An 18518-nucleotide genomic window follows, 5' to 3' on the forward strand; every position below is an offset into this window, starting at 1 on the left:
CAAAAGAGCTTATCGCAGGCATAAAACAAAAAGTACTCGAAAATGACTTTTCGAGTACTTTTTGTTTTGCTGAGAGCACCATTAACTGACAGCTGCAATGCTCTCTTTAGCTGTGACTAGTTAGAAAGAATTAATCTGCCCGCAAAGCGATCGCAGCATCTTTTTTTGCTGCCATCCGTGCTGGGATATGGCCGCCGATCATGGTTAGGATCGTGCTGACCAGAATTAAGATCAATCCATGGACTGGATTCAGTTGTGCAACATTTTCCAGATCAGTCATATTGTATAAGACCGCGTTGATTGGGAAAGTAGCTAACCAAGCAATCAAGACACCTAATGCACCAGAAGCAATCCCAAGGATACATGTTTCAGCATCGAAGACACGAGTGATATCTTTTTTACGCGCACCTAAAGCTTTTAGGACGCCGATTTCTTTCGTACGTTCCAAAACTGAAGTATAGGTGATGATACCGATCATAATCATGCTCGTCACTAATGAGATAGCGGCAAAAGCAATCAGAACATAAGTGATGGCATCCATCAAGCCGCCGGTCAATTGCGTCATGGTTCCAGCTAAATCAGAATAAACGATTTGATCTTTACGATCTTTGCCTTTGTTGTAAGCATCAAGATAGTCCAAGATTTTTTCTTTGGAACTAAAATCATTTGGATAGATCATAATACTGTTTGGCAAGTCGCTGCCACCTAAGTAATCGATTAGAGAATCGCGCGTGCTAGCATCGATTTTTTCGTTGGTCATAACATTGATATCACTGTCTTTTTGGGCTTTGACGATTGCCGAGTTTTTGTTTTCTTTGATAACTTCTTGGGCTAATGCATCGCTATAAGCGATCCCGGTAGAAAGCAAATTCATCGTAGATTTTTCTTTGATACGTAAAATCCCGCTGATTTTTAATTCTTTATTTGCACTGTTGTCATAAACAGCTGTTAAATCTTGATTTGGGATAAAGTTCCCAGTTGGCAATTCAGTATAAAAGGCATCGTTAAGTGCCAACTTGACTGTTGTTCCTACGATATCATCGAAAGACACTTTATCGCCGTCTTTGATATCAAATCCTAAGTTGATCAATGCGTTGACGTTCGTCACGTTGTTCTCGTCAACGATCAGTACAACGTCATTTGCTGATGCAGGATATTCTCCCTGCAGCAAATCATAGTTGTCTTTCAGGAAGTTGCCGTTTTCCTCAGATAGTTGTTCTGGGAAGGTTGAAACGCCGATTCCCGTCGAAGCACTCATTGCGGACATCATGGCATTTGTCTGCTCGTTATCAGCTGAAGCATTTGAAAAGCTGACTTGTTCTACTTTATCATCGACCTTACGCAGTAAGTTCAACGAAGTCGAACGAGTGTAGCCAATGTTGTTGCTTAACTCAGGATCAATTTTATTGAGATAGTCAAGAAAGTCCTGATCAATATTATTGATATGGGTTGCCCGGTCAGCGTCACTCAGTTTTGCGGTCACTTCTTTAGTGGACGGGAAATTCTCTTCTTTAGTACGAGTACTGATTGCAGAAGGGTCTTGTTCCGTCGTTACTTTAGAGATCGTGATCGGGAAACGGGCCAATGTTTCAGACTGTGTATTATCGATTTGCTTTTGGAATCCGGTCGATAAAGACAAGACGATGGCGATTCCGATGATTCCAATACTTGAGGCAAACGCTGTTAAGAAAGTTCTGCCTTTTTTGGTACGAATATTATTGAAAGAAAGGCGCAATGCAGTGAGAAAACTCATTTTTGTGTGCTTTAATTCAAATTGATCTTTCTTTTGACCTTCGATATGCGGGTTAGAATCTTTTAAGATCCGACCATCTTTGAACTCGATGATACGATCCGCATACTGATTGGCTAGTTCCGGGTTATGAGTAACCATAATTACTAGCTTTTCATTGGAAAGCTCTTGGATCAACTTCATGATTTGGACGCTAGTCTCTGAATCCAACGCGCCAGTTGGTTCATCACAAAGAAGAATATCTGGGTCGTTGGCTAATGCTCGAGCAATCGCTACCCGCTGCATTTGTCCACCAGAAAGTTGATTTGGTTTTTTGTGCATATGATCCGCAAGGCCAACCCGTGTCAGAGCATCTTCTGCTTTCGCCCGTTTGACTTCTTTTGATACACCACTTAAGGTCATCCCTAATTCGACGTTATCAATGATCCCTAAATGACTGATCAAATTGTAGCTTTGGAATACAAAACCGATCGAATTGTTCCGATAGGCATCCCAATCACGATCCTTGAATGATTTGGTCGATTTCCCGTTGATGACCATGTCTCCAGAGTCGTAGTTGTCTAATCCACCGATTACGTTTAGCATGGTGGTTTTTCCGGAGCCGCTTGGTCCCAAGATGGCTACAAATTCTTGTTTTCGGAAAGCTACCGAAACACCATCTAATGCTTTGGTGGTACTTGATCCAACCGTATAATACTTCTTGATATCTTTTAATTCTAGCATGCTGTCACTCTTTTCCTGCCATTTTCATGTTTTTTTCATCCTGTTTAAAAGCTATCATAACAGTTAACAAAAATCAACAATCGTTATTGTTTTGCAGAAGTTCTTATACTAAACTATAGAGAAAGAAAAGAGGGAGAAAATGCCAAAAGCAGTAGAAAAGTTTGATATTTCAGTATTTGCAGAAGTTTTCTCGCTATTAGGGAACCTTTTGTTTGAAGAAGTTGGGTTAGAAGATTTAAAATTGACAAAAATGGAGATTCTGGAACTTGTGTTGATTTCAACGAATGAAGGAATTACGATGTCTGAATTAGCAAGACAAATCGGCACATCGAAGGTACAGATTAGTCGATCAATTGCTGGATTGGAAAAAGCTGGGTTTGTCATGCGTAAAACCAATGAAACCAATCGCCGCAGAGTCAATGTCTTCATGTGTGATGCGGGGAGAGAATTATTCAGTCGCAAAAAACAACAAATTGAGGATCGCTTGAATGAGAAGGTTTCAGCGATGCGCCCATCAGATTTTACAGAGCTTTATCAAGCCTTGACTTTGGTGATTGGCTTGTTGCGAAAGTATGACATTTTAAAAGAACATAACTGCTCGAACCATCCTGCGATCAAGTAACGGATTCGCTATCTCTACCAATGCAAACGATTGCTGTGTTTTTGTTGTTTGATGTTGAGTTTATATTTTTTAACCTTTTATAAAAAAGAATACAAGAAAGCAATCGATTGCATGTTTCTCTTGTATTCTCTTCTTGTGTGTGGGAAAATAGAGACAACAAATAATTAAAGGAGTCTGCTATGAATACTACTGCTATCTATCATCGTCCAGAAAGTGAATTTGCTTATTTATTTGAAAAAGACAAAATGCACATTCGGCTGCGCACAGCTCGTCAAGATGTTCGTCACGTGCAATTATTATGCGGGGATCCGTATACGCTATACAAAGAAGCTTGGTATCAACGAAGAATCGAAATGGATAAAATTCTCTCTACTGACTTGCACGATTATTGGCAAGTGACCGTGAGTGCAGAATTTCGCCGATTGTCTTACGGCTTCTCTATTGAAAGTTTTGACGGTCTCCATGTTTTCTATGGTGATCATGGGGTCTATCCGTTTGAAGAGCAATATTTAGAAATGAACAACAATTATTTTCGGATGCCTTACTTTCAAGAGGCGGATCGGTTCAAAGTACCGGAATGGGTCAAAGAAACAGTCTGGTATCAAATTTTTCCGGAGCGCTTTGCGAATGGTGATCCATCCAATGATCCCGAAGGCACATTGCCTTGGGGGTCCAAAAATCCCGATCGGCAAGATTTTTTTGGTGGAGATTTACAAGGCGTGATCGATCATCTGGATTATCTCGTTTCGCTAGGGATCAATGGGATTTATTTCTGTCCGATTTTTGAAGCCTACTCCAACCACAAATATGATACGATCGACTACTTAGCGATTGATCCAGCTTTTGGGGATAATGAGACCTTCAAACGTTTGGTGGAAGAATGCCACAAACGAGGAATCAAGGTCATGCTTGACGCAGTTTTCAATCATATGGGGGATACTTCCCACCAATGGCTCGATGTCATTAAGAATGGTGCAGATTCCCCCTTTGCCGATTGGTTCCATATCAATGAATTCCCTGTCAATTATAAAGAAGGCGAAGATTTTGAAGATGCTTATGATATCACGTATGATGTTTTTGCATTTACCCCGCATATGCCGAAGCTGAATACAGAGAATCCGGATGTTCAAGACTATCTCCTGAAAATTGCTCGTTACTGGATCGAAGAATTTGATATCGATGCTTGGCGCTTGGATGTAGCCAATGAGGTGAGCCATAATTTCTGGAAGAAATTTCGTCAAGTCTGTGATGAAGCCAAAGACGATTTTTATATTTTAGGAGAGATATGGCATTCTTCTCAAAGATGGCTCCAAGGGGACGAATTCCATGCAGTCATGAACTATGCTTTTACAGATGCAATCATTGAATACTTCGTCAAAGACGAAATATCAATGACAAAGATGGTCTCGGAACTAAATAATCAATTGATGCTTTATCGGGACCAGACAAATCAAGTCCAATTCAATATCTTGGATTCTCACGATACGCCGCGTCTATTGACATTGGCACGGGGCGATAAGGACCTGATGCGGCAGGTGATGGCTTTTACCTACTTGCAGCAAGGGGTTCCCTGCCTGTATTATGGCGATGAAATCGGCTTGACCGGGGATATGGATCCGGATTGCCGGAAATGTATGGTTTGGGAAGAAGAAAAACAAGACCGCGATTTGTTGCGCTTCACAACTGATTTGATTCATTTGCGCAAGAGTCATCAAAAAATCCTTTCAGAGGGCTCTTTGAATTGGAACGTGATTTCTGAAGAAGAAGGATTGATCATTTTTGAGCGGGAATTAGGTGCGCAACGAATCATTGGAATCTTTAATACCGGGGAAGATCAACTCACATTGTCTTGCCCAGAGGAAATTTTATTAGATCAGTTTATGCAGATCGAAGATGAGACAATGATTATTGATAATAAAGGATTTGTCATTGCAAAAATCAACAATGAAATCAGCAATAATTAAAAAATAAAATGAGGCAAGATCTGTTAAAACAGGTCTTGCCTCATTTAGGCTGATTGGGTTTTATTTCCCCATGCACGTTGGAAAGAATCTTCCCCAAAATTCTTTCTACTAATATTATAGCCTATAACCCGTAGATGTGACAAATAATAACAGTCGAAAAACAACCCTTTTTTGAAAGAAAGCGAAAGAAGAGGGAATTTTCAGATTTTTTCTTTTTCTTTCTGAGAATGCTTATGTAAGGTCTTTTCTTTTTGCTTAAATATGATAAACTAGTAAAAATGTATTTTTATTCGAGGAGTGATCAAATGGATAGAGGGTACCGGGTAGCTGTTGTTGGTGCGACTGGCGCAGTTGGAACAAAAATGATTGAGATGTTAGAAAAGACTACATTGCCGATCAAGGAATTGATTCTATTGGCTTCAAAGCGATCAGCTGGGAAAACCTGTGTCTTCAAAGGAGCCACTTTGGTCATTCAAGAATTAACTACGACCTCATTTATTGGAGTAGATTTGGCTTTATTTAGTGCTGGCGGCAGTATCTCCAAGCAATTTGCCCCAGAAGCGGTTAAAAGCGGTGCGGTCGTAATCGACAATACGAGCTACTTCCGAATGGATCCGAATGTCCCTTTAGTGGTTCCCGAAGTAAATGCTCATGCTTTAGCAAAACACCAAGGGATTATCGCAAACCCAAATTGTTCAACGATTCAGATGATGGTGGCATTAGAACCGATTCGGCAACATGCAGGTTTATCGCGGATCATTGTTTCGACGTATCAAGCTGTTTCAGGTGCCGGTGCTAAGGCAATGGCAGAATTGACACGGGAATCTCAAGCTTACTTGTCAGGAACACCAGCTGATCAGTTGGCACCAGAGATCATGCCAGCGGGCGGTGAGAAGAAACACTATCCCATCGCATTCAATGCCTTGCCGCAGATCGATGTTTTTGCGGAAGATGATTACACCTATGAAGAGTGGAAAATGATCAATGAAACCAAAAAGATCATGGAAGACTCAGCGATCCAAGTAGCGGCTACTTGTGTTCGGATCCCAGTCTTTAGCGGGCACTCAGAATCTATTTATATCGAAACAAAACAACCTGCGGAATTGACTGCAGTCAAAGAGTGGATCAAAGCAGCTCCCGGAGCAGTTCTGCAAGACGATCCAAGTCAGCAGATTTATCCACAAGCACTGACGAGTGTCGGTAAGACAGAGACCTTCGTCGGCCGGATTCGAAAAGATTTAGATGTAGCGAATGGTCTGCATCTTTGGGTGGTAGCGGACAATTTGCTGAAAGGTGCTGCCTGGAACTCTATCCAAATCGCAGAATCGCTGCATGAACAGTCTCTAGTTCGAGTGTAAATCATAAGTTTTTCAGAAAAGTGTAGCGAATGCCACGCTTTTCTTTTTTTTGTTGTATAATGAAAGAGACGGCTTAGGCTAGGGAAATAAATAGTGTAAAAAAATCAAGAGGTGAATAGATTGGAAACTATCAAAATCATTCCTCTCGGTGGTGTACGTGAAAACGGAAAAAATATGTACATTGCTGAAGTTGGAGAGGATATATTTGTTCTGGATTGCGGTGTCCGTTATCCAGAAAACGAGTTATTGGGAATCGATACGGTCATTCCTGATTTCACGTATCTAGAAGAAAACGCAGATCGCGTAGCGGGGGTCTTTTTGACTCATGGACATGCCGACGCCATTGGGGCGCTGCCCTATTTCTTGGAGAATGTTCCAGTTCCGGTGTTTGGAACAGAGCTAACGATCGAATTGGCAAAATTGACCGTAGCAAAAAACGAAGCAACAAAGAAATTCAAAGATTTCCACATCATTGATGAACATTCAGAAATCGATTTTGGTCATGCAACCATCAGCTTTTTCCGGACAACGCATTCGATTCCTGATTCTGTCGGAATCAGCGTCAAAACCAGCGCTGGAAATATCGTCTATACAGGGGATTTCAAATTTGATCAAACAGCTATCCCAATGTATCAAACGGATTTCGGACGTTTGGCAGAGATCGGTAAAGAAGGCGTTCTGGCATTGCTGAGCACCTCAACAAATGCAGAAAACCCAGCACCGATTGCTTCTGAATTGACGATTCAAGATGAAGTGTTTGACAACATTCGCTATTGGGAAGGTCGGATCATTGTCGCAAGTGTAGCCAGCAATCTGCAGAGGGTTCAACAAGTGCTGGATGCAGCATATCGTTCCGGACGAAAAGTAGTTTTGACTGGTCAGGACTTTGGACGGATCATCCGCACTGCGATGAAGTTGGGTAAACTAAAATTACCAGCAGAGGATTTGCTGATCACCCAAAAAGAAATGAAAAAGTATGCCAATGAGCAATTGCTTATTCTAGAGACTGGCCGTATGGGTGAACCGATCAAAGCATTGCAGAAAATGGCGAACGGAACACATCGTACATTACGGATTCAAGAAGGGGATCTCGTTTATATTACGACGACGCCTACGACAGCTATGGAAACGGTCGTTGCTAAAACGGAAGATATCATTTACCGAGCGGGTGGAACCGTGAAGCAAATTTCAGATAATTTTCGTGTTTCCGGTCATGCGAATCCGAATGATCTGCAATTGATGCTGAATTTAATGAAGCCAACGTATTTCCTACCAATCCAAGGAGAATATCGTCAGTTGGCAGCACATGTGGACTTGGCTCATGAAGTGGGCATTCCGTTGAAGAATATTTTCATTACCGCACGCGGGGATGTTTTAGAATACAAAAAAGGCGAAATGCATTCAGCTGGTGCTGTACCAGCTGAGAATGTCATGATCGATGGGATCGGTGTCGGTGATATCGGCAATATTGTTTTACGCGATCGTAAAGTCTTATCTGAAGACGGTATTTTCGTCGCAGTCGTAACGATCAACCGTCGCGAAAAGAAAATCATTGCAGCACCGCAAATCACTTCCCGCGGCTTTGTTTATGTCAAAGCAAGTCGTGATTTGATTCGGGAAAGTGGTGAGATCGTTGCAGAGATCGTTGAAAAACATTTGCATGATGAAGAGTTTGAATGGAGCAAATTGAAACAAGACATTCGAGATCGCTTAAGCCGCTTCTTGTTTGAACAGACAAAACGCCGACCAGTGATCTTGCCTGTGATCATGGAATCCAGTCAAAGAAATCGATCACGCAAATAAAACATCCAGAAAACTAGGACGCCAGCTACAAACGTCCTAGTTTTTGCTTTGATTTTTGTGGTGTCTCTTTAGATACATAGCGCAGAAATACGAGAACATTGTCCGATCGATAATATCTAGGTCTTCATTGACAGGGTGTTGTCTAAAGCAAGTGTTCCAATAACCAAACATTGAAATTGCTCCTGTTTTCCGGTGCGGATTGGTGGAGTCTCTCAAGGCGTGTCAGTTATTTTTGTTAGTCTGGCTAATTTGACTTGTCCGGATGCTGGAGTGATGTCTGGATAAAAAACAATTCCACGAAGAAACTCGTGTTAAAAGAAAATTGATTGGATCGAAAGGATGGTTTTGAGTGAAAAGTTATCAAGAAGATACGCTTGTCCAGCAGAGAAAATGGTGGATCTTGATTGCTGTTGCGATGTTCACGTTTATGTCTACATTAGACGGCAGCATCGTGAATATTGCGTTGCCGACGATATCGGCAAATATGTCCGTACCCATGAACCAAGCGGAATGGGTCGTGTCGGTTTATTTGATGGTGGTTTGTGCTTGTTTGTTGCTATTTGGTAAGATTGGCGATAGTTGGGGGAAAATCAAGGTCTTTCGTCTCGGCATGTTGATTTTTACCATCGGTTCTTTATTGTGCGGGTTCAACCATTCGTTGGCTTTTTTGCTCTTTGCACGAGTCGTCCAAGCGATCGGTGCAAGTATGACTATGGCAACAAATACTGGAATCATTACGGAAGTATTTCCTATTAGTGAGCGAGGACGGGCACTGGGGATGATCGGCGCTTTCGTGTCGCTAGGATCAATTGCTGGTCCAGGACTAGGCGGGATCATATTGTCTCATTTTTCATGGCCTTATATTTTTTGGATCAATGTTCCTGTCGGAATTCTGACTATGATTGCCGGGGAGAAAATTTTACCCAAAGATATCACCATGAGCCGCAACTCTATCGATAAAAGTGGATTTGGTCTATTCTCTGTGGCGATCTTGACCTTTTTCGGTGGAATTTTCATCGGTCAGGAGCAAGGCTTCTTGACATGGTTGCCATTAGTATTGATGTTCGTTGCAATCATTGCTTTTATTGCTTTTATTCAAGTAGAAAAACGGGTGGCGATGCCGCTGATTACTTTCAGCATTTTCCGAAATAAAATTTTTACGTTAAGTTTGTTTACGGCACTTCTGATCTTTTCTGCTAATTTTTTTGTTAATGTCGTGATTCCATTTTATCTGCAAAATGCCCGTGGGTTGACTCCAAGTGTAGCCGGGATGTTGATGATGGTCTTTCCTTTGATGATGGTCATCGGATCGCCTATCAGCGGTTATTTGACAGACCAAGTCGGTCCAGAAATCTTGGTGTTGATTGGCTTGGCCTTACTATCGATTACCCAACTGATGTACATGTTTATGAACCAGCATACACCTATTTGGTATTATGTGGTGGCTACAGCAATCATGGGATTAGGAAATTCCTTGTTCCAATCGCCGAATAATACCATGGTCATGAGCAGCGTGACCAAAGAAAATTTGGGAGTGGCCGGTAGCTTGAACTCTTTTGCTCGTAATCTAGGCATGGTGCTAGGGATTGCAATGTCTACAACGATTCTATATTCTGCAATGAGCAGTGCCTATGGTCAGCATGTGACGACGTATATCAATGGACGACCAGATATCTTCAATTATGGAATGAAAATTACTTTCTTCGGTGCGTTTCTTTTATGTGCTGTGGCCCTATTGATGACTATGTGGCGTATCAAAAAACAAGGTGGCTTCCAGAAACATTCTCTGTAAGCTGCGAACCTAAAAAAACTGTTCTAGTTCTTTTTTCTGAAGACTAGAACAGTTTTTTTGTGATTTCTTGACTAAGAGAAGAATAACGTCATGAATGAAATGGATACACCGAATTGATTGTTTGGAATTTTGTATTAGTCTGTTATAATAGAAAATATTAGTCTGTATTACTTATGAATAGGAAAGGGGTAATTGTTGTGAAGATTACTTTTCATGGACACGCGGTTCTTTCGATCGAGTTGGAAGATGGACAAAAGTTGTTGTTTGACCCTTTTATAAATGGAAACGCTATGACTGATCTGGATGCAGAAACAGTTGATCCAGACTGGTTGCTGATCACTCATGGGCACAGCGACCATGTAGGAGATATGGTGGCGATTGCCAAACGTACAGAAGCACCTATTATCAGTGTAGTGGAAGTTTGTCAGTATGCAACAAGTAAGGGAGTAACGAAGACCCACGGTATGAATATCGGCGGCTCATATACTTTTCCCTTTGGCAAGGTACGGTTCGTTCAAACTCAGCACAGTTCCGGTCTGGAAGAAGACGGCAAGATGATCTATATGGGAAACCCAGCGGGAATCATTTTAGAAGCGGAAGGCAAAACAATATATCACGCGGGGGATACAGCCCTCTTTGGTGATATGGCACTGATTGGCGAACAATTTGCGATCGATGTGGCTTTCTTGCCGATTGGTGATAACTTCACTATGGGACCTAAAGATGCAGCCGCAGCTGCCCACTTATTGAAAGCAAAAAAAGTTGTACCAGTTCACTACAACACATTCCCACTGATCAAACAAGATCCCGCCGCTTTTATCGACTTGCTGCCTGAGGGAGTAGGCACCGTTTTGGCTGTGGGAGAATCGATTGATTGTTGACCGTCTGATTGACGGATTTTATTAACTAGGAGAAAATTATGGCGACGAAACATGACTTGATTTTAGCGCATATCGAAAGTTTGCCGGTAGGAGACCGTATTTCAGTACGGGGAATCGCAAAGGATTTAGGTGTCAGTGAAGGAACCGCCTATCGGGCAATCAAAGATGCAGAAAATATCGGTCTGGTCTCTACCATTCAACGGGTAGGAACCATTAGGATCGAGCGTAAGTTAAAAAAACATATTGAAAAATTGACCTTTGGAGAAGTCGTACAAATCATTGAAGGAGAGGTTCTAGGAGGCGCAGCCGGTCTAGATAAGGACTTGAATAAGTTTGTTATCGGTGCGATGAAAGAATCAGCAATGGAACGATATATCACCCCGGGATCGCTCGTGATCGTAGGGAATCGAAATGAAGTTCACCAATTAGCATTAGAAGATGGTGCTGCTGTCTTGATCACTGGTGGGTTTGAAACATCAGAAGAAAACTGTCGTTTGGCCGATAAGCTGGAACTGCCAATATTGCAGACGACTTATGATACGTTTACCGTTGCAACGATGATCAACCGGGCATTGAGTGACCAGCTGATCAAAAAAGATATTATGCTCGTTAGCGATATCTATATGCCGCTGGAAAAAACAAAGTATCTGCATACGTTTGACACTGTCAAAGACTATAAACGTCTTTCAGAAGAAACCAATCATTCTCGCTATCCGGTAGTTAACAAGAACATGCGCGTGGTTGGGATCATTACGGCAAAAGATGTTTTGGAAAAACCCGATACGCAAATCATTGAACGAATCATGACTCGTGAACCGCGAGTCGTGAAAAAAGAGATGAGCGTTGCTTCTGCCAGTCATCAAATGATTTGGGATGGTTTGGAAGTGATGCCAGTAGTAGCAGATGACTTATCTTTGATCGGGATCGTGACTCGGCAAGACATTATGAAGGCGATGCAACTAGTCCAAAGACAGACCCAGATTTCCGATACGATCTCTGATCAGATTTCTGGTCAGATCCAAATCATTGAACAAGATTTTGAAGGCAATAAATTGGCACAGCCAAACTTTCGTTTTGCTGTAACTCCACAAATGGTCAATGAAGTAGGAACGATTTCTTTTGGTGTGCTCAGTGAAGTGATCGCCAATGCTGCCAAACGAACGATGCAAGTCAATCAGCGGCGAAACAGCTGGATCGAACAAGTGAATCTACACTATTTCCGCTTGATCCAATTAGAAAGTGAGATCATTATTCAGCCCAAAATTTTGGAGCTGGGGCGCCGATCTGCTAAGATCGATATTGAAGTCTATATCGAAAATTCCATGGTAGCTAAAGCAATTGTCGTCTGCCAAGTAATGGAGCGCCCTTAATTCGAACAGCAGTCATCAGATAAATGCTTAGAAAATGGAGATATGCAATGAACGTACAAGAGGAAATATTGACAGCAATTAAGGAATATCAAACAATTATTATTCACCGCCATCAGCGACCTGATCCGGATGCACTAGGGTCACAAGTTGGATTGGCAGAAATTTTACGAGCTAGTTTTCCTGAAAAAGCGATCTATCAAGTGGGAGGGCCTGTTGAAGGGCTAGACTACTTAGCAGAAATGCAGGAGATTTCGGATGAAGTCTACCAAAATGCCTTAGTGATCGTGACCGATACCGCCAATTCACCAAGAGTCAGTGATCAGCGCTATGCCAATGGTGCAAAATTGATCAAAATCGATCACCATCCTAATGACGAACCTTATGGAGATTTGGTCTGGGTGGATACTACTGCTAGCAGCTGCAGTGAAATGATTACGGCATTCTGGAAAATGTTCGCTGAAGAACTTACTATGTCGCAAGAAGCTGCGCGCCTGCTTTATGCCGGAATCGTAGGGGATACGGGTCGTTTCCTGTACCCAGCAACGACCTCCGCGACATTGCGTTACGCAGCTGATTTGTTGGATTATGGTTTTGATGCACCAAAAATCAATCGTGAGATCGATCAGGTTTCCAGAGCAGTGGCTCGTCTTTCCGGCTATGTCTTTGAAAATTTAGAAGTTGATTCACTAGGAGCTGGCAAAGTGATTCTGACAAATGAGATTCAGCAGCGTTTTGGCGTTGTTGATTCAGAAACATCTGCTATCGTGTCCTTACCAGGGAAGATTGAAGATGTCTTAGCATGGGCAATTTTTGTTGAGCAGCCAGAAGGCTATTATCGGGTCCGGATGCGTTCGAAAGGACCTGTGATCAATGAGATCGCCAAACGTCATCATGGTGGCGGACATCCGCTTGCCAGCGGAGCGAATGCAGCGGATCTGGAAGAAGTGGCAGCCATCTATCAAGAAATCCAGACCGCAGTTTCAGCTTTTCGAGAACAAGCATAGACTTTATTCGTCGTGATCAGTGTTCTTTTGCAGAAGAAAAAACCAACAGCGAGGAATCTTAGGACTTGCTATGGGAATGATCGGTGAGTTTTTGATTGTAGTAAATAACTGTAGTAAAAAATTACGCAAATAAAAAAAGCGTATGACTCGCGGGTCATACGCTTTTTTGCAAGTTGCAACAGGCGAGATCAGCCCCGCAAATCGTCAAGAAACTCGGTTTTACTAGCCGTCTTTTCATCTTTCATCTTGATGACTTTAGCCGGGGAACCAGCAACTACAGCCCCTGCCGGTACATCTTCTGTGACTACAGATCCAGCAGCAACCACAGCACCTTCACCGACACGAACACCTTCAAGGACTACGGCATTGGCGCCGATCAACACATGATCTTCGATGATCACTGGGCTAGCTGAAGGTGGCTCTAAGACACCAGCTAAAACAGCCCCAGCTCCGATATGGGCTTTTTTACCGACAGTAGCCCGGGCGCCTAAAATCGCCCCCATATCGATCATTGTTTCTTCGCCGACAACGGCACCAATATTGATGACCGCTCCCATCATGATGACAGCATTCTTCTCAATGATTGCTTGATCACGAATGAAAGCCCCTGGTTCGATCCGAGCATCGACTGTTGTTAAGTCCAACAGAGGGATCGCAGAATTCCGACGGTCATTTTCTAAATAAAAATCAGTGATTTTATCTTGATTGGCCGTTAGAAAATCAGCTACTTCTTGACTGTCTCCAACAATAAAGTAAAAGGAGCCAGCCCCAAAAATTTTCAGTGTCTCGGAAGAACAGGCAGATAGATCTCCATTCAAATAGACTTTGACTGGGGTCTGCTTATTGGCTTCTTTGATGTATTTGGCTAATTGATAAGGATCAGAAAATTGTAATTCAGTCATACGTTACCACCTTTACTTGTCAAGTAGATTTTCCATGTCATATAGTCCAGCAGGTTGTTGTGCAAGATATTCGGCAGCCTTCAACGCACCATTGGCAAAAATATCCCGTGATAATGCGGTATGTTTCAGCTCAATGATCTCGTCTGCACCTGCATAGATCACCGTGTGTTCGCCCGGGATCGTGCCACCGCGAACCGCGTGAATACCTAATTGTTTTCGATCATTGGTCAGGTCATTGCCAGAACGGCCATAAAGATATTCTTTTGGTTCTTGACAACTTTCATTGATGCTGTCTGCCAGTAACAATGCAGTTCCGCTTGGCGCATCGATTTTTTGATTGTGATGTTTTTCAATGATTTCAATATCGAAATCTGCTTCCAAAGGTGGGGTGATCGCTTTTAGGGCTTTGATCAATACATTGATCCCCACGGACATATTCGCAGAATAAAAAACAGGAATCTTTTGAGCAGCGGCGACCATTTTTTCTTGAGTTGCTTGACTTAAACCAGTCGTAGCCACAACGATGGGCAGTTGGTTGGCAACGCAGAAGTCAAGGAGGCCTGCTACATTGCTATGATGTGAAAAATCGATTACCAAATCAACAGGTTCTTTGACTGCTTCTGGTGCAGAATAGATTGGAAAGTCGCCAGTTGCTTCCGTGTGACGGTCTAATCCAGCACTGATCACAAATTCAGCATGTCCAGCAATCATGTGCTGCAAAACTTTTCCCATTCGACCATTGGCACCGCTCAATAAAATATGTCTCAATTGATTGCCTCCTTATAACAGCCCATAAGCGGACATTTCTTTTTTTAGACGGTTGATTGTTTCTTTCTCAGGCGGTCCTAATGGCAACCGATAGTGCAAGTCAGACTTTCCTAATAAGGAAACCGCCGCTTTGATGGGCACTGGATTGACTTCACTAAAAATCGCATCGATCAAAGGTTTTTGTCGTAACTGCTCCTGAATCGCTGCTTGAATATTTCCAGAAAGAAAATCTGCCACCAAAGTCGCTGTTTGTTTAGGGGCAATATTACCGATCGTCGAAATCACACCAGAACCGCCTAATGCTAAGATTGGTGTGACTTGATCATCATTGCCGGAATAGAGAGCAAATTCATCATCCACTAGTTGCGCGATAGACGCAATTTGTGAGATATCTCCACTGGCCTCTTTGATTCCTTTGACATTCGGAATCTCTTTTAATTCAGCAACCATGTCGTAAGTCAAGTTCATTCCTGTTCTTGATGCGACCGAATATAAGATGACAGGCAGTTCAACGCTTTGACAAATTGCCTTGTAATGAGTAACCAAACTCTTTTTTGTTGCTTTATTGTAATAAGGGGTTACAACCAATAATGCGTCGGCACCGACACGCTCTGCTTCTTGGGAAAGATGGATCCCATGTTGCGTATTGTTTGAACCAGTGCCACCGATCACAGGAATGCGGCCCGCAGCCTGCTTGACAACCGCCTCGATAACAGCAATGTGTTCTTCATCGTTCAATGTTGAGGCTTCACCGGTCGTTCCACAAGCGATCAATGCATCGCTGCCTTGCTGGATATGCCACTCAACCAGTGACTTCAACTTGTCGAAATCCACCGAACCATCATGAAACATCGGGGTGATCAATGCAACGCCAGAACCTTTAAAAATCGTCAAACTACTCCACATCCTTTCAACCTTTTTACTCTTTCTCTAATTGTACTAAAAATCAAAAAATTATGATTATTTATACTATAGATTATTCGAATTATATACTATAATATTATCCAATATCAATGGAAATGTGGATATCCATACATTTTCAGCCGATATTGCTGATCAAATGAAAGAAAGGTGCCCACGAATGCAATTATCTCAAGCAGTAATGAAATTAACCGAAGACGTGGTTCGTTTTCGACGGGAACTACATAAGATTCCCGAGTTAGGATTAGAAGAATTCAAAACGAAGGAATATTTGCTTAAACAGTTGCAGTCTTTCGGGATCAAAGAAATTTATCCGGTTCTGGATACCGGATTGATCGCTGTTTTTCGCAGTGAAAAACCAGGGAAGACGTTAGCATTCCGCACGGATATCGATGCATTGCCTATCAAGGAAGAAACGAATGCTCCTTTTGCCTCGCAACATCTCGGCAAAATGCATGCTTGTGGACATGATGGACATATGGCGACGCTTTTAGGTTTTGCAAAGTACTTATCCGATTACCCGGAAGCTGTTCGCGGGACCATTGTGTTGATTTTTCAGCCAGCAGAAGAAGGTCCTGGTGGTGCGCAGCTAATGATTGATGAAGGAATCTTAACCGATTTTGCGATTGATCAGATTATCGGTCTGCATGTTTTTCCAGACTATCCTGAAGGTGTGATTGCTTGCCGCAAGGGACCAATGATGGCTCGAAATGGCGAGATCACGATTCGAGTCCTGGGAGAAAGTGCTCACGGGGCCCAACCTCATCAAGGCAGCGATGCGATCTTAGCGGCAGCTGCGGTCATTCAAGGTCTCCATGCAATCGTTTCTCGCAACATTAGTCCATTGTCTTCGGCCGTCATTACATTCGGCAAGATTCGCGGAGGAGATGCAGAAAATATTATTCCCGGAGAAGTCGTGTTGAACGGAACGATGCGGGCTTTTGAAGATGGGGTCTATGAAACATTGACGCAACGAGTAAAATTGGCGGCTGAAGAGATTGCTAAAGGGTATGGCTGTTCAGCAGAAGTTTCTTTCGAACACTTGTATCGGGTGGTAGACAATGATCCAGACATGGTAGATGCTGTTCGGGATGTTGCTGGCGACAGTTATATCGAGACACCGCCGTACATGTTAGCGGAAGATTTCTCCATGTACCAAAAAGAGATCCCTGGTGTCTTTTTCTTTGTCGGGACTCGGGATGAAGAAAAAGGGTATACCTATCCGCTGCACAGCAGCAAGATGAATTTTGATGAGAAAGTCTTATTAGGAGGCATTGAGTGCTACCTGCGATTGATTGAAAGATTGAATCAGAGTCAGGTACTAAGAGAGGAGCGCAGTAATGATCAAAGAGATTAAAGACAATCACCTGTTTTGGGATGGATGCGATACAGTGGCATTAGCAAAAGAATTTGGCACACCCTTGTACGTTTTTTCGGTGACCGAGATTCGCACTCAATGTCGTGCTATTCGCGAGGAATTTCTGTCTCGCTATGAAAACACCCGAGCTGCCTATGCTTCGAAAGCCTTCAATACACTAGCCATGCTGCGGTTGATCGATGAGGAAGGCCTGTCTTTGGATGTTGTTAGTGGCGGTGAACTATACACAGCCATCCAAGCAGGATTTCCAGCGGAACAAATCGAATTCAATGGCAACAATAAATCTATTGATGAATTGGCATTAGCGATCGATTATGGTGTAGGTCGGATCATTGTCGATGGCAGTCAGGAGATCGGTTTGATTCGAGCGCTATGTCAAGAGAAACAGCGGAAAGCAAAAGTGATGTTCCGAATCACACCAGAAGTGAATGTCCAGACCCATGCGTTTATTTCAACTGGACAGAAAGATTCAAAATTTGGGATCCCATTGGATGAAGAGATTTTATTTCCTTTGATTGAAGAAGTGATTGACGCACCGGAAATCGATTTTTATGGGTTGCATTTCCACATCGGAAGTCAATTGTCTGACAATCATTCCCATATTGCTGCGACAGAGGCTGCGCTAGCATTAGTTCTAGAAATCCATCATCGATTTGACTATACTGTTAAAGAGTTGAATGTTGGCGGCGGATTTGGTGTCCGCTATACGGAAAAGGATATTCGTCAACCCTATTCTTACTTTTTGGACCCGGTGATGGCGACGATTGAAACGTTCTGCCAAGCGCATCAGCTCCAACGTCCGACTGTGGTGATCGAGCCTGGGCGTAGTATTGTAGCGGAAGCAGGTATCAGTCTGCATACTATTGGTACGATCAAGACATTGCCACAGATTCGAACCTATGCCAGTATTGATGGCGGCATGACAGATAACATTCGTCCCGGTCTTTATCAAGCTGAATATACGGGGATTCTAGCCAATCGGGCAGCAGAAGCTGCCACAGAGACAGTTACGATTTCTGGCAAGGCTTGTGAAAGCACGGATATCTTAGTCAAAGATCTGCAATTACCCAAAGTAGAGACGGGAGATCTTTTTGCGACTTTTGCGACGGGAGCGTATGGTTATTCAATGGCTAGCAATTACAATAAACTTGCGATTCCAGCGGTAGTTTTTGTTGAAAAGGGGCACGCGGAATTGGTGGTTGAACGTCAGACTTTCCAGCAGTTGATTCAAAATGAACGTATCCCTTCGTTTTTGATGAAAGAATAAAAAAAAGCAGGTGAA

General features: G+C 42.7%; 14 protein-coding genes. 10 read left to right on the plus strand and 4 right to left on the minus strand.

Annotation, left to right across the window (positions count from 1 at the left end):
- Positions 1-130: 130 nt before the first annotated feature.
- Positions 131-2473 carry an ABC transporter ATP-binding protein/permease gene (locus tag FE005_RS06875; RefSeq protein WP_103300395.1) on the minus strand — a complete coding sequence of 781 codons (2343 nt, stop codon included), beginning with the start codon at positions 2471-2473 and terminating at the stop codon, positions 131-133.
- 139 nt (positions 2474-2612) lie between these two features.
- On the opposite strand from FE005_RS06875, the gene FE005_RS06880 reads away from it, so the two are divergent.
- The 8 genes from FE005_RS06880 to FE005_RS06915 all read left to right on the plus strand — a co-directional run bounded on the left by FE005_RS06880 (position 2613) and on the right by FE005_RS06915 (position 13267).
- On the plus strand, positions 2613-3095 hold the full coding sequence (locus tag FE005_RS06880) for a MarR family winged helix-turn-helix transcriptional regulator (RefSeq protein ID WP_103300396.1): 483 nt from the start codon (positions 2613-2615) through the stop codon (positions 3093-3095).
- A 179-nt stretch (positions 3096-3274) separates the two neighbouring features.
- Positions 3275-5059: a glycoside hydrolase family 13 protein gene (locus FE005_RS06885; RefSeq protein WP_103300397.1), complete on the plus strand. Its 1785-nt coding sequence runs from the start codon at positions 3275-3277 to the stop codon at positions 5057-5059.
- Between the two features lie 305 nt (positions 5060-5364).
- Positions 5365-6417 carry an aspartate-semialdehyde dehydrogenase gene (locus tag FE005_RS06890; protein ID WP_138371524.1) on the plus strand — a complete coding sequence of 351 codons (1053 nt, stop codon included), beginning with the start codon at positions 5365-5367 and terminating at the stop codon, positions 6415-6417.
- A 120-nt stretch (positions 6418-6537) separates the two neighbouring features.
- On the plus strand, positions 6538-8220 hold the full coding sequence (locus FE005_RS06895) for a ribonuclease J (RefSeq protein ID WP_003128755.1): 1683 nt from the start codon (positions 6538-6540) through the stop codon (positions 8218-8220).
- Positions 8221-8569: 349 nt separating this feature from the next.
- Positions 8570-10012, plus strand: a complete 1443-nt coding sequence (locus FE005_RS06900) for an MFS transporter (protein ID WP_138371525.1) — start codon at positions 8570-8572, stop codon at positions 10010-10012.
- Positions 10013-10209: 197 nt separating this feature from the next.
- Entirely contained in the window at positions 10210-10893 is a 684-nt protein-coding gene (locus tag FE005_RS06905) for a metal-dependent hydrolase (RefSeq protein ID WP_138371526.1), read from the plus strand.
- Between the two features lie 38 nt (positions 10894-10931).
- Positions 10932-12263, plus strand: a complete 1332-nt coding sequence (locus tag FE005_RS06910) for a DRTGG domain-containing protein (RefSeq protein WP_003128761.1) — start codon at positions 10932-10934, stop codon at positions 12261-12263.
- Positions 12264-12310: 47 nt separating this feature from the next.
- The gene (locus FE005_RS06915) at positions 12311-13267 is read left to right on the plus strand and encodes a bifunctional oligoribonuclease/PAP phosphatase NrnA (RefSeq protein WP_138371527.1); all 957 of its coding nucleotides are present in this window, start codon (positions 12311-12313) and stop codon (positions 13265-13267) included.
- A gap of 188 nt (positions 13268-13455) precedes the next feature.
- Here FE005_RS06915 and dapD read toward each other — a convergent pair whose 3' ends face one another.
- Genes dapD through dapA form a run of 3 tightly spaced genes read right to left on the minus strand, consistent with a single transcriptional unit; the run spans position 13456 to position 15831 of the window.
- Positions 13456-14169 carry a 2,3,4,5-tetrahydropyridine-2,6-dicarboxylate N-acetyltransferase gene (dapD, locus tag FE005_RS06920; RefSeq protein ID WP_138371528.1) on the minus strand — a complete coding sequence of 238 codons (714 nt, stop codon included), beginning with the start codon at positions 14167-14169 and terminating at the stop codon, positions 13456-13458.
- 12 nt (positions 14170-14181) lie between these two features.
- On the minus strand, positions 14182-14937 hold the full coding sequence (gene dapB, locus FE005_RS06925; protein WP_003128764.1) for a 4-hydroxy-tetrahydrodipicolinate reductase: 756 nt from the start codon (positions 14935-14937) through the stop codon (positions 14182-14184).
- 12 nt (positions 14938-14949) lie between these two features.
- Positions 14950-15831 (minus strand): 4-hydroxy-tetrahydrodipicolinate synthase, encoded by an 882-nt coding sequence (gene dapA / locus FE005_RS06930; protein ID WP_103300417.1) that lies wholly within the window; start codon positions 15829-15831, stop codon positions 14950-14952.
- Positions 15832-16018: 187 nt separating this feature from the next.
- Here dapA and FE005_RS06935 point away from each other — a divergent pair, with 187 nt between their 5' ends.
- Both FE005_RS06935 and lysA read left to right on the plus strand, forming a co-directional pair.
- On the plus strand, positions 16019-17215 hold the full coding sequence (locus tag FE005_RS06935; protein WP_005472632.1) for a M20 family metallopeptidase: 1197 nt from the start codon (positions 16019-16021) through the stop codon (positions 17213-17215).
- Entirely contained in the window at positions 17199-18503 is a 1305-nt protein-coding gene (lysA, locus tag FE005_RS06940; RefSeq protein WP_003128767.1) for a diaminopimelate decarboxylase, read from the plus strand. Before FE005_RS06935 ends, lysA begins: the two co-directional genes overlap by 17 nt.
- The last annotated feature ends 15 nt before the right edge of the window (positions 18504-18518 follow it).

Source organism: Enterococcus sp. M190262, assembly GCF_005843965.1.
GTDB lineage: Bacteria > Bacillota > Bacilli > Lactobacillales > Enterococcaceae > Enterococcus_D > Enterococcus_D gallinarum.